Source organism: Streptomyces sp. NBC_01618, from assembly GCF_045209435.1.
Lineage (GTDB): Bacteria > Actinomycetota > Actinomycetes > Streptomycetales > Streptomycetaceae > Streptomyces.
This window is the reverse complement of the sequence record NZ_CP109297.1, coordinates 7,683,533-7,704,727: the sequence shown is the minus strand read 5'-3', so window position 1 is coordinate 7,704,727 and position 21,195 is coordinate 7,683,533. Positions and strand designations below refer to the sequence as shown.

Here is a 21,195-nt window from a genome sequence, read left to right as displayed (position 1 = left end):
TTTCACTCGTCGCTGCCGTGCGCGCCAGTCAGATGGACCTGCGGCCCGGCCAGACCGACCACCTGCCACCGCCGGCCTCGCGGTTCAAGAGCTCGGGAACACGGGCCCGCCCGCCATGAGGCCACCGTCGGCCAGGAGGATGTGCCCGGTGACGTAGCTCGCCTTGTCCGAACCCAGGAACTGGACGGCCTCGGCGATCTCCTCCGGGGTACCCGCCCGGTGCATGGGTAGCACCGAATCGACCGCGGCACGAGCCGTGTCGTCGCCGGTGAACCGCTCGTACATAGCGGTCCGGGTATAGCCGGGCGCGACCGCGTTCACCCGGATGCCGTGAGCGGCGCCTTCGAGTGCAGCCGCCTTGGTGATGCCGACGACGGCGTGCTTGCTCCCGACGTACAAGGTCGCCCCGGGATAACCCATCAGGCCGAAGTTGGAGCTGACGTTGACGATACTGCCGCCGCCCTGTTCCCTCATGACCCGGAACTCGTGCTTCAGGCACAGCAGCGTTCCCTTGACGTTGGTATCGAAGGTGGCCTGGTAAGCCTCGTCGGTCACCTCGGTGACAGGACCGGGTGATCCCTCGGTGCCGGCGTTGTTGAAGGCGACATCGATCCGCCCGAACCGTGCCACCGCACGGTCGACGAGGTCCTTCACATCGGCGTCGAAGCGGACGTCGGCACGCACGAACTCGGCCGGGGCGCCGAGGTCGGCCAGCTCCCCGGCAAGCTGTCCACCCACGCCCTCGTGGCGGCCGGAGACCACAAGGTTCGCGCCTTGACGGGCGTAGGCGAAGGCGGTGGCGCGGCCGATACCGGTAAGCGCGCCCGTGATAAGGACTACGGGATCAGACACGTCAAGGGTCCTTCCTTCAACCACCCAGGTGAACGACCGGCAAGCGGTTCAAAACCCGCACGACACCGGGTTCCTCTTCGGGCCGGGACGTACCTGCGGCACGCCTGCAAAGAAGGTGTCCCAGCCGAAAGGCAGCCGATCGGACCCGACCGCCGCATCCATCGAACGGCAGCACTTCATGACCCGTATGGCCCGCGGACGGCAACCGGGACAGACAACCCGCAGGCGGTCACGCGGGCGGGAGGCGAACCATGACTTCGGACGGGAGCCGTCATGGGGCGCAGAGCGGCGAACGGTCCGCACGCTGGAACCCGCTCGCGGGGCAATCGTCCGAGTTATAGCTTCACGTTGTCATCAACATTGACTATCAAGTTTGATGACCAATAGCGCTGTGACTCAACCCCCAAAGGAGCGGAAGATGAGCGAGCGCAGCAAGTTCCTTGAGTCGATCACTCGGGAGAATGCCACCGTGGTGCTGGTCGACCACCAGGTGGGACTTCTGTCAGGCGTGCGGGACATCCCGGTCGGCGAGCTGAAGCACAACGTGGTGGCGCTGGCACGAGCGGCGACCGTGCTGGGCATCCCGCTGGTGGCCACCACCACCGCGGCCGACAGCATGTGGGGGCCGACCATCCCCGAGCTGGTCCAGGCGCTGCCCGGCGGGCAGCAGATCATCGACCGCAGTACGGTCAACGCCTGGCACGACGACCGGGTCCGCGAGGCCATCGAGGCCACCGGGCGGCAGAAGCTGATCTTGGCCGGTGTATCCCTGGAGGTGTGCGCGGCACTGCCCGCGATCTCCGCGACGGCCGCCGGGTACGACGCGTACGTCGCCGTGGACGCTTCAGGCACCTTCAGCCGGGCCAAGCGGGAGGCCGGACTGCTGCGCATGCAGCAGGCGGGCGTCGTCGTCGGCGACTACGCCACCTTCATGGTCGAGGCCCTGGCCGACAACGCGCGCCCCGAGGCCGGTGACCTCTACGCTGCCCTCGACATGCCGTTCGCCGTCCTGGTCGGCCAGATCTCCGCGGCCTACAAGGCATAACGGTGGTGGGGGCCACAATCGGCGGCAGTGCGTGGCGCGGGAGCGGCCGGTCAGCCGGCAGGCGGCGGTGATGCCCAGCTGGTCCTCGACACCGGTGAATGCGGTGTCCACCACCGGGTCGACGGCGTGTTTCAGTCCGCGCTCTCGGAGATCATTTCCAAGAGCAAGATCGCCTTGTTGGTAGCCGCCGAGACGGGATCAACCGCCTCCAGCGGCTCATGCACCAGCAGCTTCGGCGCATGCAGCGACGCGGCGGCCAGGCCGACCTTCTTGCGCATGCCGGTGGAGTACTCCATCACCAGGGTGCACTCGGCCGCGTCCAAACCCAGGGTCTGCAGCAGTTCCCCCGCGCGACGCTCGACCTCGGCGCGGTCCATGCCGCGCAGCAGACCGGTGAAACGCAGCAGCTCCCGCCCCGTCAGCCGTTCGGGCATGGCCAGCCCAAGGAAGGCCGGAGCTGTCAATACGGCACGTACCGTTCCGTTATGGTGGCGGCATGACCGCCAAACGCAGCAGTCGCGCCGCCGACCGGACCGAGGCCATCATGCGGACCACGCTGGAGTTGGGCCAGGAGGTCGGCTACGCCAAGCTCAGCATCGAAGCGGTCGCGGCCCGCGCCGGCGCCGGCAAGCACACGATCTACCGCCGCTGGCCGTCCAAGGGCGCCTTGTTCCTCGACTCGCTCCTGTCGTTGAACGCGCCCGGCCTGGACTACCCCGACACCGGCGATATCGTCGCCGACCTCCGCAAGCAGATCCACGCGGCTGTCGACCTCCTGAGCGGGCCGCCCCTGGGGCCCCTGTACCAGGCCCTGGTGGTTGAGGCCCAGCACGATCCCCAGGTCGCTGCCGCACTCAACGAACGCTTCATCACCCCGCAGGCCGACAAGACCGTCGCCCGGCTGAAGTCGGCCCGCGACCAGGGGCAACTGTCGCCCGACTTCGACCTGGACCTGGCGATGGCGATCCTGTCCGGTCCGCTGTACTTCCAGTTCCTGATCGCCCGGGAACCACTGACCCACGACTACGTCGATCGTGTCATCGAAGCTCTCTTCGCCGGGATGCGACCGAGGCATTGAGGGGAAGTGCCCGTCGAGAATCTCTTCCGGAGCGGGGCGGCGACCCATGCGGATCTTCATCCCCGCGGGTCCCGCCAGGGGTCATGGGAGTCTCATGAGGAGGCATACGAGTTGGCCGGCCCCCTGGCTGAGCGGGTGAACACCACGATGTTCGCCGCGGGTTTGGTCAGACGCTGCCGGCCGAGCCGTTCGTAGAGCCTGATCGCATCTTGCGCCTTCGGCGCCGTCGGCAGCCAGCAATCGGTCGCGCCCTCGCAGAGGAGGTCGAGAATGCGGCCCGCAAGGCCTTGTCCGCGGGCGTGCGGGCTGACCGCGAGCTCGTCCACCTCTACTGCCCCCACCAGGCGGTTTTCCGCTTGGCCGCCGAGCTCGACGCGCACCTGATTCGCCCCGGTCGGCGAGGTCCTGCTGCACGAGGCGGTTCTCGTGGCCAGCTCCGGGCGGACCGCCGGCCTGCGCCGGGACAACGAGCAGGCCGGTCAGAACGGCGGTCGCGAACAGCCCGGTGACTGGACGTTTCATGAAGCGGAACGCCTCCCAGGAGACCGGCACTTGGGCGCTTCGACACACACCCGGACACCAGACCTCAGACGTCAGATGTTGATTGCGCGTCGGAACATATAGTGGTGTAGACCACACGTCAAGGTCCGGCGTCCGCCTGCACGGGACCCTGCGACGACGACCCGTCTGCGTCCCGAGAACCACAGCCCCTCGTCCGCAGCGAACACCACGCGCACCCGGTGCTCCCCTCCGACGTGTGCGCTGATCATCTGTCCCCGCTGCCCGGACTCGCCGCCGAGGGCGATCCTGCGGGGCTCGGCGCGCTCGGCGATCGGGATCCGCGGGCTTGGGTCGCCCGTGCCACCGCGAGGCGGCCGGGCGACCCGTCCGTGGCGTCAGCCCGCCATCGGCAGGCTCTTCCGCAACGGCACCGCGCCCAGTTCGTCCAGGGCCACCGCCTCCCCACTGTCCGCGTCGACATAACTGACACGGACGATCGGGTCGTCACCGGTGTCGCGCCCGGCCGTGGCGTCGAGTGCGAACACCACCGCGACCGGGCGCGCGTCCTCCCCGTACCCGTACACACCCGAGTACTGGAGAATGCGCCAGCCGTCGTCCTCCCAGTGGTCCAGCAAGGCGGACCGAACCACTGGCGCGGCGGCCTGCCAGGCAAGGGAGTTCTCCAGGAGTTCGACGCTCGCCGCGACCGGCACCTGGTCCCTCCCGGCGGTGCCGAGGAGCGGGTGGCCGAAGACACGCAGCCTCGTCCGGCGCAGCGGCAGCAGCCACCACCGGTCGAGGTCGGCCGAGAGGGCGACCAGTACAGCCGTCGCCCCGGCCAGGAAGACAAGGGCACCGGCAGGCCGCTCGGAGACCGCCGACCACCAGGTGCCCTGTGCCACGGCCGCGGCGGCCCCGCCGATGACCACGACCGCCGCCCGTGCGAACGCCCGCCAGGTGATGGGGGTTTCCTCACTGGCCGAGCAGCCGCAGGAGGACTCCGGCGCCACGGTCCGGCCGTAGCCGAGGTAGGCGAGGAAGCCCGCCCCGAGGACCGCGGCGGCGGCCCCCGGCACCGGGTTCGCCGGGGTCAGCAGCAGACCTGCGGCGATCAGGAGTTCACCTGCGCCGGTCGCGCGCAGCACCTTCGTGGCCCACTCACTGCTGCGCAGCATGCGGGCCAGCACCGTCTTCGGCGCCTGTTGTGCGGTGCCTCGGCTGAACGCCTTGACCGCTCCGGTCCACCCGAGCAGGCCCGCGAGGACCAGTGGGGCGAGGCCCGTTGTCAGTGACAGCATCGCTTCCTCTCTCTGTGTCCCTGGGCCTGTATCAGTGCCCGACGGAGATGCGGACCACGTCCACGGAGTTGTCGGACGGCCGCCAGGCACCGAGCACCTGGGCGCTCTGCCCGATGCGCAGCCGGGACAGGTCGGATGTCAGTGCGCGGCCGGCGTAGGAGGCGCTGGCGTCCGGGGCGACGTGACCGACCAGTTCGTGCTGCCCGTGGGCGAGGTGCAGCCGGTTCTTCGCGATGCCGCGGATCCGGGTGTCCAGATTCACGATGTTCACCCACACCGCGTCGGCGGCCACGGTGCCGTCGGGCATCTTGACGCCGCGTGCGTAGAGCCCGTCGCCGACGTCGATCACTTCGGCCGTGGTGGCGCGGACCTTCCACACACTGGTGACGTTGGTCATCTGAACCCGGGAGTGGCCGCCGTTGGATCCGGCCACCTCCAGGACGCTGCCGGTGATGCCCGTGATCCGGCCCTCCACGAAGGTGGACTTGGCGATCGCGGGGTCGAGCGAGGGTTCCGCGGCGAAGGCGGCCTCGGCGTCGAGGCCGCCGAGCGCGGTCGCGCCGATGATGGTCGCGCCACCCAGAGCGGCGTTGGTGAGGAAGCGCCGGCGGCGCATCCCGTCGGCCCGGTCGTGTCGTACGGTCATGTCGGTGCTCCTCACTCGTAGATGTAGACCGGCAGCTTGCCCGAGCTCAGGTTGCCGATCGCCGAGAAGGCGGCCGGGGTCAGGTCGAGGACACGGTTGGTGCGACAGGCGCCGTTGCAGCAAGTCGCCTCGCCGCACCAGTCCTTGGTGCGCGGGCCGCAGTCGGTGATCGTGATGCACACCGTCGCGCCCGAGCACTGGTGCTTGACGTTCATCACCGCACCGCAGCCGCGTCTGGGTATGTTCTCGCCACAGAGGTCGGGCCGGGTGATGTTCCAGCACGCCTGTGAGGCGTTGGGCCATGCGCCGTGGCGTGCGCTGGACTGACAGTTGCCGCAGGCCCCGCCGCCGGCACTGGAGCATGGCCCCCAGGAGTTGCCGCAGCAGAACCAACTGGTTTCACCGGCCCACAGGCTGGTTGATCCGCAAGCCATCGTGTTGCCTTCCTTCGTGCGATTGACGAGTTCATGACAAGGGATATTGATCGCCGACCCGACACATCAAGCGCAGACGCCCGCGTTCCGGCCGAGGATGGTTGTCCGAGCGGAGCAACTCAATGATGCGCGTAGACAAGCCGGTTGTATAGACGGTCTGGTTCCGTTTGACCGAGCGTCTCGCTCCGCGCCGAACGACGGGGGGGCGAGGTCGTCCGCGCGGCACGCCGACGCTCAACTTCCCTGTCCTGCACGACGATCAGCGATAGCGCCTGGGCCCGGCGGCTGCCCGCATCGACCGGACGGTCCGGCGCCGAAGCAGTCGGCTGCGAGGCCCTGGGGCTCGGGCCGGTCGGGCGCACGGGAGCGCGCCGAGCAGCCGCTCGTCGCGAACACCGGCCGACCGCACGAGATCCTCCAGGAGAGCTGTACGGATCCCTACCGCTTCGTTCCGGCTCATCCCTTGACTACTCCCAGCGGCACCAGGCGGGCAACCAGCCGGGCGAGTCCGGCGCCCTCGGTGACGGCGGCGACCGCGTCGACGTCCTTGTACGCCTCCGGCGCCTCCTCGGCGAGACCACGCCATGAGGAGGGCCGCACGGCGATGCCCCGGGCCTCCAGCTCGCCGCGAAGCCGCTCCCCACGGACCATGCGCAGCGCGTGGTGGCGGCTCCAGACCCGGCCGGCGCCGTGGCATGCGGAGTGGAAGGCGTCGTTGCCGGGCAGGCCGACCATCACGTACGAGGCGGTGCCCATCGTCCCGGGGACCAGTACCGGCTGGCCCGCCCGGACCAGGTCCTCGGGCAGGCTCGGATCGCCGGGCGGCAGCGCCCGCGTCGCGCCCTTGCGGTGGACGCACAGTGGACGTGCCACACCGTCCACTTCGTGGGTCTCGAGCTTGGCGGTGTTGTGCGAGATGTCGTAGACCAGCTCCAGACCGACTCCCGCAGCGGTCGCGAAGGCGTGACGGGCGGCTTCCGACAGCAACTGGCGGTTGGCCCGGCCGTAGTTGGCTGCCGCCGCCATCGCCCCGAGGTAGGCGCGGCCCCGCGCCGAGTCGACCGGCGTACAGGCCAGTTGCCGGTCCGGAACCTGGATGCGGTGCCGGTGCAGTTCCTGGTCCATCACGCGGACGTGGTCGGTGCACACCTGGTGCCCCAGGCCGCGCGAGCCGCAGTGGATCATGACGCACACCTGGCCCACCCGCAGCCCGAAGGCCGCCGCGGTGGCCGGGTCGTAGACCTGGTCCACCGCCTGGACCTCCAGGAAGTGGTTGCCCGAGCCGAGGCTTCCCACCTGATGGAGGCCGCGCTCGACGGCGCGCGCGCTCACCTGCCCCGGGGCCGCACCGGCCAGGACGCCGTAGTCCTCGCAGCGCGTGAGGTCGCGCGGCACACCGTGCCCGTGCTCGACCGCGTACCGGGCGCCGCCGACCAGCAGTTCGTCCATCTCCCCGGCCCCCGACAGCTTCCACAGACCGCCGCGCCCCATTCCGCGCGGGATGGTGCGGTCGAGGATGTCCATCAGCCGCCGCGTCCGGTCGTGGTCGAGCGCCTCGCGGTCGATGCCGGCGGCCAGCAGCCGTACGCCGCAGGAGATGTCGAAGCCGACACCACCGGGCGAGATGACCCCGCCGTGGGAGATGTCGGTGGCGGCCACCCCGCCGATCGGGAAGCCGTAACCCCAGTGGACGTCGGGCATGGCGAAGGAGGCGCGGACGATGCCGGGCAGCGTCGCCACGTTCGCCACCTGCTCCAGCGCCTTGTCCCCGGCCGCCTGCGGCAGCAGCGCCCGCGAGGCGAACACGACCCCGGGTACGCGCATCGGCTCCCGCTGCTCGATACAGAAGCGGTACGGGCTGCTCTCCTGCAGTGCGATCTCCATGTCCCTCACCTCCAGTCGACCGTCAGCCGACCGTTCCGATCGGCGACGGCGGTACCGAACTCGGCGCAGGCGGTGGTGAGCCGGTCGCGGATCCACTCCCGCTCCTCGCCGCGCGCCAGTCGGGTGTGGCAGTAGTCCAGGGTCAGCGGCACCGCCTTCACCCGGGCGGGAACCAGGTGCGCGGTATCCGGGCCGTCCAGGGTCACCAGGAAGAGGAGCCCGAGGTCGTTGCGCAGGACCGGATCGACCGCGTAGTCGTCGACGAAGTCGCCCAGGTCGTACAGGATCCGGTCGGCGATCCCGTGGAAGACGTGGGCGGAGTGCCCGGCGACCAGCGTCGCGCCCGCTGCCAGCAGCTCCGGGGCCGCGGCCGAGACGTGACGCGGCGGCCGGGAGGTCATGTTGGGGCCCCAGTGCGGGGTGACCAGCACGACGTCGGCCGCCGCGGCGGCCCGGCCCACCGACTCCGTCAGCCAGCCGGGTACCCCCGCGTGGAGATCGGCCCAGGCCACGCCGGGACTGTTCTCCCCTGCCGCGTACTCCTCCGGGTCGTCCGTGACGCCCACCACCGCCAGCCGCACACCGCCCGCCTCCAGCACCGCGAACTCCCGGGCCTCGTGCACGTTCGCCCCGGCGCCGACCGTGTGGACACCCGCCCCGACCAGCAGGGCGCGGGTGTCGGCCATGGCGTCGAACCCGTAGTCCAGGGCATGGTTGTTGGCGAGCGTCACACAGTTCACCCCCAGTTCGGCCAGCACCTTCGCGGCGGCGGAGGGCGCGCGGAAGAAGAAGGCCTTTCGCGGGTCGGGCCAGCGGCGCCCGCGGTCGGAGACACAGCACTCCAGATTGAGCACGAACAGGTCCGCCTCCGCGAGCGCCTCCCTGACCCCCGTGGAGAGCAGGGTCCCCGGCACCGGCGAGCGGCGCAGTTCCTCGGCGACTTTGCGCCCGAGCATGGTGTCGCCTGCCAGTGCCACCGTGAGCGCCATGATCCTGTCCCTTCCCTGCCCCCCTCAGACGTCGATGGTCACCCGGCAGGTCCAGCCGCCGGGGCCGCACCGCAGCTGCAGGTCGTGCAGCGAAACGGCCTTCGGCACCGCACCGACCGCGACGGCGGTGCCCGCGTCGGCCATTCGGAAGCGGACCGACACGCCCCGGCCGTCCCCCGCCGACCGGATCGCCCCCACTTCCACATCGAGCGGGATCTCCCCGTCGACATCCATCCGGTAGACGACCTCTTCCAGGACGGACACGAGCAGATACTCATCGGATTCCGCCGTGATCGCGTATTCGTGGTCCCCGACCGCCGAGGCCCCGGACGTGTCGGCGAAACCCTCCACCACCGCGCGCACAGCCTCGCCGATGCAGCCCGCGGCCGTCGGCGACCACGCCTCCACCTGCATGTCCGCGGTGTGTGGCACAGCCCGGTGGCCACTCGCGCCAGGCTTTTTCCCCGAAGGTTCCCGACCGTCCACAGTCGGCGCCTCTCCGTAGTCTCCGTACGCACAGCCCGAGCCCGGGTTCCCCGTGCCGCAGGCTGTGCCTCCTCCAGAGTCGTCCCGTACACCGCTCCGGGGCAACCATCACGAGGCGCGGCCACGCGTCGACGCTGTCCCCTCGTGGCACGGGCCGCCAGTGCGAGAACGCTGAGGACGGGACGTCGTCGTTGCTCGCCGGCCGTACCCCGGGCCTGACATGCCATTGGCTGGAGCAATCACCGGCCCGAAGCCTTGCGGCGCAGCAGGATGGACGCCTTGACCACGCCTTGTGTCAGGAGCTCCGTGTGTACAGGCTCTGTGAGTGGACCCGCCAGGAGCGCCGTCCGCGTGCGGGCCGGACGGTGGCTCCGTGCTCTGCAGCGTCCGCGCCCGCCCGGTTCCGGCGAGAGCGGTGAGGTGGCCGGGTCGCCCCCGGGCGGCGAGCGACGGGACGGCGCGGCCCGGCAGCGGGGGCGCGCCGGTGCCTGTCGCGCCCACGTGGATGCGCTGGCTGCCCGCCTTCTACATCGCGGGCGTCCTGGTGCTCGAACCCATCACGCCCGTGCAGTGGCCCGTGAGCTTCCTGCTCGTCGCCCTCCCGGTGATCGCGGCCTTCGCCCACGGCCCCGCTGCCGTCGGTGCCATCACCGCGTTCGCGATCGTCTTCGAAGCGGTCCTGGCCGGCACCCCGTGCTGCGCGGGCCGCCCGGTGAACTACGTGTGGGAGCGCCACTACGTGACCGCCTACCTGTGCACCGCACTGGTCGGCGTTCTCGGGACGATCCTGGCTGCGCACCGCGTGCGCCGGGAACGTACCCTCGCCACCGTGCGTTTCGTGGCCGAGATCGCGCAGCGTATCCTGCTCAGCCCGGTTCCCCGCCGCATCGGCCCGATTCAGGTGGAAGCCCTCTACCTGTCCGCCGACGCGGAAGCACATATCGGCGGCGACCTGTACGAGGCCGTCCCCACCACGTACGGACTCCGCCTTGTCATCGGCGACGTCCGCGGAAAGGGCCTCCTTGCCGTGGAGACGGCCGCGACCCTTCTCAGTGCCTTCCGCGAGGCCGCCCACGACGAACCCGACCTCGCCACCGTTGCCCGCCGGGTGGAGACCAGCATGAACCGCAGGGCCACCAGCCTTGCCGGAAGCGACATGGGCGAACGCTTCGTCACCGCCGTCTTCGCGGAGATCCCTCGCCGTCACGTGGTCCGCATCGTCAACTGCGGCCACCCCCCACCCCTGCTCATCCGACCCGACGGGGTCACTGAGCTGGAGACGGCCGAACCCGCACCGCCGCTCAACCTCGGCGTAGTCCTCACGGAGTCCTACCAGGTCGACGAGTACCCCTTCCGCCCCGGCGACGAGTTGCTGCTCTACACCGACGGCGTCACCGAGGCACGTGACCCCGCCGGGGCCTTCTACCCCCTCCCCCAGCGTGTCCTGTCCTGGGGTCCCCTTCCACCCCGGGAACTCCTCGACCGCCTCCACCACGATCTCCTCGTCCACAGCGGCAACCGCCTCCACGACGACACCGCGGCTCTCGCCGTCTACCACCTGCCCGACTAGGAACCAGCACTCACCCGTGCCCGGCCGTCCCGGGAAGGGGTTTCGGCCGACCGCTCTACGGGGCCGCGTGCGGGTCAGGACCGGGTGTCCGCCTGGGTCATGGAGCTGACGGCGTCGGCGATCGTGCTCCGTCAGAGGCCCAGCTTCAGCTTGAGTACCTTCGCGCCGGAGCCGAGCGGGAAGTTGAGCGTTTCCGCGTTTGACATGTGAGCGTCGTCGGCCGGCACGTCAGCTCGTCGATCCCGGCCACGGTCCCGGTGGTCGCACCGCTCGGGTCGAGGTCGATCACCGCGTAGGCGGTCTTTCCGGCCCGGACCGGGTATGCGGGTGCGCCGCCGAGACCGCTGGGGATCAGCGGCTCGACGTCCTTGCTGCGGTCCTCGGAGTGCGAGTTGCCCAGGCTGACCAGCGGGAAGAAGCTGAGGCCGCAGGCGCTCGCGCCGAGGTTGCGCACCACGATCACCCGCGGGGTGGCCGCGCCGGCACGGTTGCTCACGTGCACCGACAGCTTCTGGCTCTCACACGGATGCGTGTAGGCGTAGCTGTCGGTGTCCGTGTTGCCGCCGCTCGCCTTCTGGGTCCGACAGACGCGAGGTCACGCGCCGGGCGTCAGGCTACGGTGAGCGCGTCTCAGCGACGGTTACGCCGGTCGGCGGAGCGCGAAGCCGGACTCGGCGGGCGCACGCTGCTCAGCCGAGCGCCTCAGCGCTGTCCCTCAGGACCCGCCCGGGTTCGTGGCAACCGACCTTGTCCTGTCGCCGGTGCCGAAGTTGACGGTGACTCCGGGCACGAGCCTGCCGCTCTCAGTGCCGCTCCCTCGTCGTGGGCCGCGCCCCCCTGCACCGTCTCCTGCCACCGGCCCGACTCGTGCACTGCCCGGAGGCGGTGCACTGTGGAAGACGTGGGTCTCAGTGAACGCATCGCGGGTCTGCGGGAGTCATGGCGGCCGGGCCATGCGCTGCTGGTGTTCCCCCTTGCACTCATCGTCGTGATCACGGTGGTGGATATTCTGGCGCCGCAGGACATCCGTCTGGGGCCGTTGCTGGTCATCGCTCCCGCGATCACCGCCTCATTCGCCGGTCCGCTGTCCACCGGGGTGATCGGACTCCTGGCCGTGGCGGCTCAGGCGTATATCGGTCTGCACTTCGGCGCACTGACCTCCCGGGGCGTGCTCGTACAGATCGCCGCCATCGCCTTGCTCTCGGCGCTGGTCGTGTTCTTCTGCCTGATACGGGAACGGCACGGCCGGGAACTCGCCCAGGTGCGGTCGGTGGCTGAAGCCGCGCAGCAGGTCCTGCTGTGGCCGCTTCCCGACCGCATCGGGCCGCTGCGAGTCGCCTCGCTGTACCTGGCCGCGGAGGACGAGGCCCTGATCGGGGGCGACCTGTACGCGGCCACCCGTACCGGCGGCGGAACCCACGTGATGATCGGTGATGTGAGAGGCAAGGGCCTGGCCGCCATCGGGGAAGCCGCCCTCCTGCTCGGCGCCTTCCGCGAGGCCGCCCACCAGCACGCCAGCCTGCCCGCACTCGCCGCCGCCCTGGAACGGAGTGTCGGCCGCTACCAGGCCGACTTCGAGCCGGAGAGCGAGGCCGGGGAGCGCTTCGTCACCGCCCTCCTGCTGGAGATACCCGACGACGACCCCGTCATCCGCATGACCAGCTGCGGGCACCCCGCCCCCATACTGCTCAGTCCAGGACATTCCGTCTCCGTCCCGAGTCTGCATCCCGCACCCCCGCTGGGCGTCGGCGGCACGGGGCAGACGGGCTACACCGTTGACGTGTTCACCTTCGAGGACGGCGACACCCTTCTCCTCTACACCGACGGCGTCATCGAAGCACGCAGCCGAGAAGGAGACTTCTATCCGTTCGCCGAACGGGCCGCCCAGTGGACCGACAGCTCTCCGGAGATCCTGCTGCGCCATCTGCGCCGCGACCTCCTGGCGCACGCCGGCGGGTATCTCGGTGACGACGCTGCGGTCATCGCGATCCACCGCGCTCCTGGCGGAGATTCGGGACTCCATCACGGAAAGGCCGCCCAGTCCGACGGCTTCCGTCACGGCTCCGGAAGGACGGGCCCGGCACGGGAGTGCTGATGAGAGTCCGACCCATCCCAGAGCATGTGCTGCCCTGCACAAATTTCCGGCACTTCCTCTCCCAAGAAATCTGTCATGGCAATAGTAGACATGCTTCATCCCTGGAGTTACTGTCTTCCACATAGCCAGGAAGTCTGTGCAGTGCGGCAGAGAACGAACTGCCGCGCGCACAAGACGGAAGCGGGCGTAGCGCGGCAGCGGAACGACGGGACCGCAAGGATCGAGGGTCCCCTCGTGGGCCGCCGGGCCCGGCGGCCCGTAGGTGCCGTCGGCAGAACCAGGACCCGCACGTGGCAGACAGATGGATCAGCCAGGAGAAAGAAGGAGGCAAGCGCCATCAGGATCGCCCGAGCGAGGACGTAGTCAGCCCGGGTACCGCAGACCCCGGAACGAAAGGTGGTCACACGGTCACGCATCCGCGATCCCCGTACTCGCTCCCCTCAGCCGGGAGACAGTGCGGAAACGACATGCCGGCGCCGTAGTAAGCCGGCAGATGGTGTTCAAATCCCTCAGGGCCCTGGTGCCGTACGGTGCCGGGGCCCCCTACACGCCCCCCGATCAGAGGCGCACATGACCGCAGACAGCTTCCTCGGCCCTCTCGACGACGACCACTACCCCGCCTACACATGGGACGGGCCGCCGAAATGCTCGGCACCACTCCTGCCTTCCTGCGGGCCGTCGGAGCCGCCCGCCTCATCACTCCGCTGCGGTCCGAGGGCGGACACCGCCGCTACTCCCGCCACCAGCTGAAGGTCGCCGCCCGCGCCCGCGAACTCGTCGACCAGGGCACCCCGGTCGAGGCGGCCTGCCGCATCGTCGTCCTGGAGGACCAGCTCGATGAAGCCCGGCGCGTCAACGAAGAACTGCGCCGGGCCGCCGCCGAGCCCCGCCCCGGAACCTGACCCGCCCACCACCGAAGTCACCGGACGCCCCGCTCAGCCGACCGCCACCGGCGAAGAGCCGCCCGTCACGGCCGGCCGAGGTGCCCCGGTGCCGTCGGCGGGGACGGTCCAGATGTCGCTCGCCCGGCCGGCCGCGCCCGGGAGCGCGCAGGCGACCGTACCGTCGTCCAGCCAGGCCGCCTGGTCGTCCACGCTGCGGGTCTCGGCGAGCGGCGTCTCGCACCGGCGCACCTCGCGCAGGTGCCGGTCGAGCACGATCGCGTATGTCTTCGGCAGCACCCCTGGCTCGGCGCGCAGACAGAGCGCGCTGTCACCGGAGGCGTAGAACCGGTCACAGCCGGGGCCGCCGGCGGTACGGACGGCGGGGGTTGCGGCGCGCGGCTGATGTGCGACACGTCCCGAGGCCGTGTCCCGGAAGTACACTGCGGGCCCGGTGAGCGTGAACGAGGCGTCGGCGTCGGCGTGTTGCCCCTCCGAGCACTGTCGGGCGTGCAGGCCGTAGCCGACGGAGCCACCCGTGAGGAGGGCACCGCGGCCACCACGACGGCGATCCGGGCCCGAGGGCCCAGCGGAGCGGCGGAGCTGGGGAACCTGACACTCATGCGGTACGCCTTTCGGAAATCCGGGCTCCCGGCGGGGTGCGCGGCAGCAGCGGGAACCAGCCGTGGGGAGGCCGAGGCGGCGCTGGAGTAGCAGGCAGACGAACGCGTCACCGACGGTGACGGCGCCGAGCAGGGCGGCGGCTCCGAGAATCCGCCGGAACCCGGGAGCACGGAGCGCGTCGAATGCCTTGCCGGTACGAGGAGTTGGGCGGGTCGGCGGTGTCGGGCGCGGGCCGGGCACGTACAGGGCGAGAAGCAGTACCCCGACTTAGACCGACCGGCAAATGGGGGGTGGAAGAAGGAGCGGGGCTGGGTGCGTGCAGCTGCAAGGCGGAGGATTGAGGCATGGCGGAGCCATGGTGATTGACGACAACGCCGCAGATGTGCGTGCCCAGCCCCGCGACGCCGCCCCCCATTTGCCGGTCGGTCTTAAGGTCGGGTGCGCCCGGCATCGCTTCGTCGAGAGCGCATACCGAAGGACCGGCACGGTCGGCGTGTTGCCGACCATGCCGGTCCTGGCTCGTGAAGCGGGCGCGGGCTCTACAACTCAGTAGGCGGAGTTGACGTTGTCGATCGACCCGTAGCGGTCGGCGGCGTAGTTGGCGGCCGCGGTGATGTTGGCGACCGGGTTGGTGAGGTCGCTCGCGGTGCCACTGACGTGGTAGGCGTTGAAGGTCGGCTGGATGACCTGGAGCAGCCCCTTGGACGGCACACCGTTCTTCGCGTTGATGTCCCAGTTGTTCTGAGCGCTGGGGTTGCCGCCCGACTCGCGCATGATGTTGCGGTGCAGCCCCTCGTAGCTGCCGGGGATGCCCTTGGCCTTCATGATGGCCAGCGACTCCTTGATCCAGCCGTCGAGGTTGTTGGCGTAACCCGCGCCGCCCTGGCCGCCGTCCGCCGAAGCCTTGACCACGGAGACGCTCGCCTTCGCCGGTGCCACCTCGGCGGCCTGCGCGGATGTCGACGTCAGCGTGAGGGCTGCTGCCGCGGCCCCCACGGTGGCGATTCCGGCGACGGTCAGCGTGCGGAGGCGGGCGATGCGGCTGGTGCGGGTCTGCGTGTACGTGGTCATACGGAAGGAACTCTCCAATGGGGACGTCTTGGTGATGCCGGCCGGTCTCGGTTGCGGCGGCTTGCGGAGCCGAACCCCGCTGCTGCGGGTCCGAGCGAACCGATCCGGCGAATCCGCCGGGCCCGACCGCTGCTCCCTGCAACGACAGCCATGGTTAGCGACGGAGAGAGCGGAGCGCAATTATGTGACGTACTACCCGACTACGGAGAAATGTCCGAAATGCCATGTTTCATGGCGCTTATTCGCCTCTGGGGCGGCCTCCGGCCTACTATCGACCTTAGGATGTGACCCAGCTCCTATGGGTGGCATCACAATTTCACCCGTGAAACCGCGGGTTCGACGACGCGGACCGGAACGTCTCGCCGAGCCCTGACGGCCCGCCTCTCCGGCTCTCCGCGTGCGGCTGCGCATAGGGTTCCCGTATGTCACATGCCAGTGATGGAGGCGCGGGAACGATCAAGGGCCTGCCGCGGTGGCGTCCTCGGCCTGGCGAGCGCATGTGGGCCCCTGCCCTGCCTCTGGGGCTGGGCGAACCGGGCCCCGGGGACGCCGAGGTCACCACTCACCCACTGCGCACCGGGGAGGTGATCGTTCTGTACACGGACGGCGTGGGCAAGGCGCGGAACGCGCGGGGCGAGTTCTATCCGTTGCCGACCCGGCTGACGGATCACTTCGGCGACGGCGGCAGGACTCCGGATCCCGAGGATCTCGCGTGCTTCATCAGGGCGGACCGGGACGCGTGGTCGGCCGGAGCGGACGACGACCGGGCGGTGCTCGCCCTCACGCTCATGTGAACGCCCCCGGTCCCAGACTCGGGGGGCCGCCCGGCAGTGCGCCGGTCGGCAGTGTGCCGGTCGGCAGTGCCTGCTCGGTCCAGATGACCTTGCCGTGGTCCATGTAGCGGGTTCCCCACCGGTCGGCGAACTGGGCGACGAGGAACAGTCCCCGGCCCCCCTCGTCCGTGGTGGCCGCCTGCCGCAGATGGGGCGAGGTGCTGCTGTGGTCGGAGACCTCGCAGATCAGGGAGCGGTCGCGGAGCAGCCGCACCCCGATGGGGCCGGTGGCGTAGCGAATGGCGTTGGTGACCAGTTCGCTGAGGATCAGCTCCGTGGTGAACGCCTCCTCCGCCAGACCCCATTCGGCCAGTTTGCGGGACACCTCGGCCCGCACCCGGGACACCGATGAGGGGTCGCTGGGCACATCCATCTGGACGACGTCCGCGGCGTCCAGTCTGCGGATACGGGCGACGATCAGCGCGATGTCGTCACGGGCCGGATCGGGCACGAGGGTGCGCAGAACCGCGTCGCAGGTCTCCTCGGGTGTCCGGTCGGCGCTCTCGGCGAGAGTCCGGCCGAGCAGGGAAAGGCCCTCGTCGATGTCCCGGTGCCGGTCCTCGACGAGTCCGTCGGTGTAGAGCACGAGCCGGCTGTTCTCGGGCAGTTGCGTTTCGAAGCTCTCGAAGGTCAGGCCCCCGAGCCCGAGCGGGGGGCCGCCGGGCACGTCGGCGAATTCCGAGGTGCCGTCCGGGTGGACGACCACGGGTTGGAGGTGGCCGGCCCGGGCCATGGTGCAGCGCCCGGACACCGGATCGTAGATCGCGTAGAGGCAGGTGGCGCCGGCGACTTCCGCGTCGGCGCTGTCGACGGCCTCGTCGCGGTCGATCTGGGCGACCAGTTCGTCGAGGTGCCACAGGAGTTCTCCCGGCGACAGGTCCAGGGTGGAGAAGTTGTGGACCGCCGTGCGCAGCCGCCCCATGGTCGCGGCGGCGTGCAGCCCGTGGCCGACGACGTCGCCCACGACGAGCGCGACGCGGGCGCCGGGCAACGGGATGATGTCGAACCAGTCCCCGCCGACGCCGCCCAGACCGGCCTGTGCGGGCAGGTACCGGTAGGCGACGTCGATGGCGCTCTGGTCGGGGACGCCGCGCGGCAGCAGGCTGCGTTGCAGGGTCACCGCCATGGCGTGCTCGCGCGTGTAGCGGCGGGCGTTGTCGATGCTCACCGCGGCCCGGGCGACCAGTTCCTCCGCGAGTGACCGGTCCTCGTCCTCGAACGGTTCGGACTCCCCGGCGCGCCAGAACAGGACGACGCCCAGGATGGCACCGCGGGCGCGCAGCGGAACCGCGATCATCGAGTGGATTCCGTACGCGAGGAGCTCCCGGGCCCTTGCGGGATCGTGCCGCTGCCACCCGGAGACGGCCGCCAGATCCGTGTCGAGAACCGCCTCCCCCCTGCGCAGGCCGGCCCCCACGGGCGTGGACGGCGGGAAGCGGAGCAGTGCGCCGACGGGCTGGAGCGCCGAATCGTCCCGAACGCCGCTGACGGCGGTACGACGCCACTCGGTGTCCGGGCCCGCGCGCGTGGGCTCCTCACCGCGCAGGACCGCCTGCAACACATCGACGCTGGTGAAGTCGGCGAAGCGGGCGGTCGCGAACTCCGCCAGTTCCTCGCACGTACGCACCACGTCGAGGGTGGTGCCGATCTCGGTGCCGGCCTGATACAGCAGGCTCAGCCGTCCGCGCGCCACGTCGGCCCGGCCGGTGACCGCCTGGAGTTCGGTGGTGTCGCGCAGGGTCGTCACGCTGCCGGGCGGGCCGCCGTCCCGGTCGGTCGACCGCTGGTTGACGGCGAGCCGGCGCTCGCCGACCGGCAGCACCTCGTCGGTCACCGGCCTTCCCGAGACCAGCAACTCCGTGGTGACCGGGTCGAGCGCGAGTTCGGTGACCACGCGCCCCTCCACATCCGCCGGCAGGCCGAGCAGCCGGCGGGCCTCGTCATTGGCGAGCAGCAGCCGGCCGTCGCCGCCGACGATGAGGACGCCCTCGCGCACTGCATGCAGGACTGCGTCGTGATGCTCGTACATCCGGGTCATCTCTGCGGGCCCGAGGCCGTGCGTCTGGCGGCGCAGCCGTCTGCTCACCAGCGCCGTCCCGGCCGTGGTGAGCATCAGGATTCCCGCGGCGGAGCCGAACAGGAGAGGGAACTGCTGCTCGACGACGCCGTTCACGCGTTCGATGGCGATTCCGGCGGAGACCAGACCCACCACGCGGCCGTCGTGGCCGATGACGGGTACCACGGCCTGCACGAGGGGTCCGATGGTCCCAGTAGTTTCCTCGACGACGATGCCGCCGTTCAGCGCGGGTTTCAGGTTGCCGACGAACTTCTTCCCGATCTGGTCGGGCAGGGGGTGGGTGTAGCGGATTCCGGCCCGGTTCAGCACGACGACGAAATCGACGCCGGTGAGCTTCCGGGCGCGCTCGGCCAGCGGCTGGAGCACCGCGGTCGGGTCGGGGCTCTTCAGTGCCGCCTCGATCCCCGGTGAGCTGGCAAAGGTCTGGGCGACGGCGACCGAACGGTTACGGGCGTCCTTTACGCTCTCGGCCCGGGACTGCAGCACGAGCGCGGCCACTGCGGCGGCCACCAGCAACACGACGATCGCCACCTGCAGGAGAAAGACCTGACCAGCGACTGTTCGCATCCTGAGAACCGAGCGTCGGCGGCCGTCCCGTCCGGTCATGCCCTCTTTCTACACCTTGGGCACACACCGGGCGACCCGCTCGACGGGCTACGATGCGGGTCCGTCCGGCACGGGGCCCCGCCCGATACGCGGTCACTCGGGTGACGGAGAACCGATTCCCGGGGGCGCTTCGGTGCCGGGACGGGAAAGAACCGTGGCGACGTAGTCCGCGACGGTCGCCTGCAGGCCGATGTCCCCCTGTGCGCGCTCGGACAGGTACCACCGGTGTTCCAACAGCTCGTGATAGAGCTCGGCCGGGTCCATGGAGCTGCGGAGGTCCTGCGGTACGGCACGCACCGTGGGCCTGAACACCTCGCGGACCCAACGGTGGGCGAGCACCTCCGCCCGGGCGCCGAGCGGGTCGCCCGGCGCGTAGTCCTCCTGTGTCGCCATCCAGCTCTCCAGGTCGTTGAGGAGCCGGCGGGCCTGGTTCTCCTCTGCGTCGAGCCCCGTGAGCCGCAGCAACTGGCGTTGGTGATGGCCCGCGTCGACGACCTTGGGGACGAAGGTGATCGTGTCGCCGTCCGAGGAGTTGACGATCTGCATCTCGGCGACGTCGAAGCCGAGATCATTGAGCCTGCGCACGCGCCGTTCGATGTAGTGGTACTTGCCGGCCGGATAGACCGAGGTACGGGTCAGCTCCTTCCACAGCTCCTCGTACCGCCGACAGATCTCCGTGCCGAATGCGATCGGGTCCACCGAGGGATGGAGCGCGCCTGCGGCCTCCAGGTCGAGCATCTCACCGCTGATGTTCACGCGGGCCAGGTCGATGTCGTATTCACGCTGTCCCCTGCTGAGCGTGGTGTGCGCCTCGCCGGTCTCCGCGTCCACGAGGTAGGCGGCGTAGGCCCCGGCGTCCCGGCGGAAGAGCGTGTTCGACAGCGAGCAGTCGCCCCAGGCGAATCCGGCCAGGTGCAGTCGGACGAGCAGTACGGCGAGTGCGTCCATGAGCCGGTGCACCGTGGTCGGGCGCATGGTCGTCTCGAACATCGAGCGGTAGGGCAGGGAACCGTTGAGGTGACGGGTGATCAGCATCGGATCCAGCGGTGCCCCGTCGCCGCCGGTGCGCCCGGTGACCACGGCGAGTGGGTCCACCGCGGGTATGCCGAGCCGGGCAAGGGTGCGCAGCAGTTCATACTCGCGTACCGCCGGGCGTTCGGCCAGTTCCTTGACCGCCACCACGTCGGTCCCGGCCCGGGCGTAGCGCACGACGTGGCGGGAGATGCCGCGGGGCAGCGTCACCAGGTGTTTCTCCGGCCACTCCTCGAGCGGCAGGTGCCAGGGCAGTTCGAGAAGGAGCGCGGGGTGTTCGGGGTTGGTGGCGCTGAACCGCAATGCCATCGGTCGCCTCGCTCGTACGGTGACGGGACCATCAGTGTGACGCAGCCGCCCGGATCCAGGGCCTGTCCGGCGGATCGGGGTCGGACCTGGCGCGGTGTCCGGTGCCCTGCAATGCGGCGCGGCGTGGCACCGGGGCTCGCGAGCCCGGCGTGATACGGGCGAGAGGCCCTAACCGCGTCCGTCCGCCTCCCGGGCCACGCGCTCCAGCCGGCTGCGGTGGTTCTCCCACCACTCCGAGTCGCCGGGCGCCATGCAGTCGCTTCCGGTCCGCAGTCCGACGACGCCGTCGATGAGCTCCCGGACGATGTCGGCATGCCCGGCATGGCGATCCGTCTCGGCGATCAGGTGGACGAGCGTCCGGTGGAGCGTCACCTCGCTGCGTTCCCCCCAAGCCACTCGGCCGACCGCGTCGAGGGGCAACGACTCGATGGTCTCGTCCGAGTGGGCCCAAACCTGGCGATACATCTTCACTATCTGCTCACGCGGCTCATCGACCGTCGCCCACATGTCCGAGTTCCGTTCGGCGTTGCCGACGATCCAGAGCGGCGGCGCGTCGACCGGCCGGCCGAAGCTCTCACCGAAGTACATCGCCTCGGCGCCGGTCATGTGCTTGACCAGTCCCAACAGGTTGGTGCCGGTGGGAGTCATGGGGCGGCGGATGTCGTATTCCGACAGCCCCTCAAGCTTCCACAGCAGGGCGTCGCGAGCATCCTGAAGGTAAAGGTGAAGGTCTGCCTTGAGGTCCGATCGGGTCATGGGGCCAGTCTGCCGTTCGTACGATCTCTGTCCATCACTTTTCTCCGCGCCCGAACGCGACACCGGGGAGCCGGCCGGTAACGACGCCGCCTCGAAGTGCCGGCGTCCTCGGTCCGAGCAGGCACCGA

21 protein-coding genes and 1 pseudogene are annotated in these 21,195 nt (G+C 70.1%); 7 read left to right on the top strand and 15 right to left on the bottom strand.

The features are described from left to right. Positions 1 to 84: 84 nt before the first annotated feature. Positions 85 to 852: an SDR family NAD(P)-dependent oxidoreductase gene (locus OH735_RS35890; RefSeq protein WP_406385855.1), complete on the bottom strand. Its 768-nt coding sequence runs from the start codon at positions 850 to 852 to the stop codon at positions 85 to 87. Between the two features lie 418 nt (positions 853 to 1,270). Between OH735_RS35890 and OH735_RS35885 the strand changes: the two genes are divergently transcribed. Then, positions 1,271 to 1,897, top strand: a complete 627-nt coding sequence (locus tag OH735_RS35885) for an isochorismatase family protein (RefSeq protein ID WP_406385853.1) — start codon at positions 1,271 to 1,273, stop codon at positions 1,895 to 1,897. Between the two features lie 131 nt (positions 1,898 to 2,028). On the opposite strand, the gene OH735_RS35880 is transcribed toward OH735_RS35885, so the two are convergent. Further along, complete coding sequence (locus OH735_RS35880; RefSeq protein ID WP_406385851.1) at positions 2,029 to 2,331, bottom strand: hypothetical protein; 303 nt, start codon at positions 2,329 to 2,331, stop codon at positions 2,029 to 2,031. A gap of 62 nt (positions 2,332 to 2,393) precedes the next feature. Between OH735_RS35880 and OH735_RS35875 the strand changes: the two genes are divergently transcribed. Continuing rightward, positions 2,394 to 2,975, top strand: coding sequence for a TetR/AcrR family transcriptional regulator (locus OH735_RS35875; protein ID WP_406385850.1), 582 nt, complete (start codon positions 2,394 to 2,396; stop codon positions 2,973 to 2,975). 92 nt (positions 2,976 to 3,067) lie between these two features. Here the strand turns inward: OH735_RS35875 and OH735_RS35870 are convergent, their stop codons facing one another. From OH735_RS35870 to OH735_RS35840, 7 genes are all read right to left on the bottom strand, one after another. Next, on the bottom strand, positions 3,068 to 3,355 hold the full coding sequence (locus tag OH735_RS35870) for a GNAT family N-acetyltransferase (RefSeq protein WP_406385849.1): 288 nt from the start codon (positions 3,353 to 3,355) through the stop codon (positions 3,068 to 3,070). Positions 3,356 to 3,871: 516 nt separating this feature from the next. Continuing rightward, entirely contained in the window at positions 3,872 to 4,774 is a 903-nt protein-coding gene (locus OH735_RS35865; protein WP_406385848.1) for a MauE/DoxX family redox-associated membrane protein, read from the bottom strand. A 31-nt stretch (positions 4,775 to 4,805) separates the two neighbouring features. After that, on the bottom strand, positions 4,806 to 5,420 hold the full coding sequence (locus OH735_RS35860) for a cell wall protein (RefSeq protein ID WP_406385847.1): 615 nt from the start codon (positions 5,418 to 5,420) through the stop codon (positions 4,806 to 4,808). 11 nt (positions 5,421 to 5,431) lie between these two features. Then, positions 5,432 to 5,635: an RlpA-like double-psi beta-barrel domain-containing protein gene (locus OH735_RS35855; RefSeq protein ID WP_323184007.1), complete on the bottom strand. Its 204-nt coding sequence runs from the start codon at positions 5,633 to 5,635 to the stop codon at positions 5,432 to 5,434. Between the two features lie 675 nt (positions 5,636 to 6,310). Then, complete coding sequence (locus OH735_RS35850; protein WP_406385845.1) at positions 6,311 to 7,738, bottom strand: RtcB family protein; 1,428 nt, start codon at positions 7,736 to 7,738, stop codon at positions 6,311 to 6,313. A 5-nt stretch (positions 7,739 to 7,743) separates the two neighbouring features. After that, positions 7,744 to 8,727: a CapA family protein gene (locus OH735_RS35845; RefSeq protein WP_406385843.1), complete on the bottom strand. Its 984-nt coding sequence runs from the start codon at positions 8,725 to 8,727 to the stop codon at positions 7,744 to 7,746. A 24-nt stretch (positions 8,728 to 8,751) separates the two neighbouring features. After that, a complete protein-coding gene (locus tag OH735_RS35840) occupies positions 8,752 to 9,159 on the bottom strand; it encodes an archease (protein WP_406385842.1) in 408 nt (135 codons plus the stop codon). Between the two features lie 538 nt (positions 9,160 to 9,697). Here OH735_RS35840 and OH735_RS35835 point away from each other — a divergent pair. Beyond that, complete coding sequence (locus OH735_RS35835; RefSeq protein WP_406385840.1) at positions 9,698 to 10,783, top strand: PP2C family protein-serine/threonine phosphatase; 1,086 nt, start codon at positions 9,698 to 9,700, stop codon at positions 10,781 to 10,783. 145 nt (positions 10,784 to 10,928) lie between these two features. Here the strand turns inward: OH735_RS35835 and OH735_RS35830 are convergent, their stop codons facing one another. After that, positions 10,929 to 11,279 carry a hypothetical protein gene (locus OH735_RS35830; protein WP_406385838.1) on the bottom strand — a complete coding sequence of 117 codons (351 nt, stop codon included), beginning with the start codon at positions 11,277 to 11,279 and terminating at the stop codon, positions 10,929 to 10,931. A 405-nt stretch (positions 11,280 to 11,684) separates the two neighbouring features. Here OH735_RS35830 and OH735_RS35825 point away from each other — a divergent pair, with 405 nt between their 5' ends. After that, positions 11,685 to 12,878: a PP2C family protein-serine/threonine phosphatase gene (locus OH735_RS35825; protein WP_406385836.1), complete on the top strand. Its 1,194-nt coding sequence runs from the start codon at positions 11,685 to 11,687 to the stop codon at positions 12,876 to 12,878. Between the two features lie 570 nt (positions 12,879 to 13,448). Beyond that, positions 13,449 to 13,780 (top strand): annotated as a pseudogene (locus OH735_RS35820) (MerR family transcriptional regulator). Positions 13,781 to 13,813: 33 nt separating this feature from the next. On the opposite strand, the gene OH735_RS35815 reads toward OH735_RS35820, so the two are convergent. After that, complete coding sequence (locus tag OH735_RS35815; protein ID WP_406385834.1) at positions 13,814 to 14,203, bottom strand: hypothetical protein; 390 nt, start codon at positions 14,201 to 14,203, stop codon at positions 13,814 to 13,816. 66 nt (positions 14,204 to 14,269) lie between these two features. Here OH735_RS35815 and OH735_RS35810 point away from each other — a divergent pair, with 66 nt between their 5' ends. Further along, complete coding sequence (locus tag OH735_RS35810; protein WP_406385832.1) at positions 14,270 to 14,473, top strand: hypothetical protein; 204 nt, start codon at positions 14,270 to 14,272, stop codon at positions 14,471 to 14,473. Positions 14,474 to 14,929: 456 nt separating this feature from the next. On the opposite strand, the gene OH735_RS35805 is transcribed toward OH735_RS35810, so the two are convergent. Then, a complete protein-coding gene (locus OH735_RS35805) occupies positions 14,930 to 15,454 on the bottom strand; it encodes a transglycosylase SLT domain-containing protein (RefSeq protein WP_406385831.1) in 525 nt (174 codons plus the stop codon). Positions 15,455 to 15,876: 422 nt separating this feature from the next. On the opposite strand from OH735_RS35805, the gene OH735_RS35800 reads away from it, so the two are divergent. Next, complete coding sequence (locus OH735_RS35800; RefSeq protein ID WP_406385830.1) at positions 15,877 to 16,248, top strand: SpoIIE family protein phosphatase; 372 nt, start codon at positions 15,877 to 15,879, stop codon at positions 16,246 to 16,248. On the opposite strand, the gene OH735_RS35795 is transcribed toward OH735_RS35800, so the two are convergent. The 3 genes from OH735_RS35795 to OH735_RS35785 all read right to left on the bottom strand — a co-directional run bounded on the left by OH735_RS35795 (position 16,241) and on the right by OH735_RS35785 (position 21,067). Further along, positions 16,241 to 18,970 carry a SpoIIE family protein phosphatase gene (locus tag OH735_RS35795; RefSeq protein WP_406385828.1) on the bottom strand — a complete coding sequence of 910 codons (2,730 nt, stop codon included), beginning with the start codon at positions 18,968 to 18,970 and terminating at the stop codon, positions 16,241 to 16,243. The two genes, OH735_RS35800 and OH735_RS35795, sit on opposite strands and share 8 nt — an antisense overlap. A 93-nt stretch (positions 18,971 to 19,063) precedes the next feature. Beyond that, positions 19,064 to 20,311: a DUF4032 domain-containing protein gene (locus tag OH735_RS35790; RefSeq protein WP_406385826.1), complete on the bottom strand. Its 1,248-nt coding sequence runs from the start codon at positions 20,309 to 20,311 to the stop codon at positions 19,064 to 19,066. A 168-nt stretch (positions 20,312 to 20,479) separates the two neighbouring features. Next, entirely contained in the window at positions 20,480 to 21,067 is a 588-nt protein-coding gene (locus tag OH735_RS35785) for a DinB family protein (protein ID WP_406385824.1), read from the bottom strand. Positions 21,068 to 21,195: the final 128 nt, after the last annotated feature.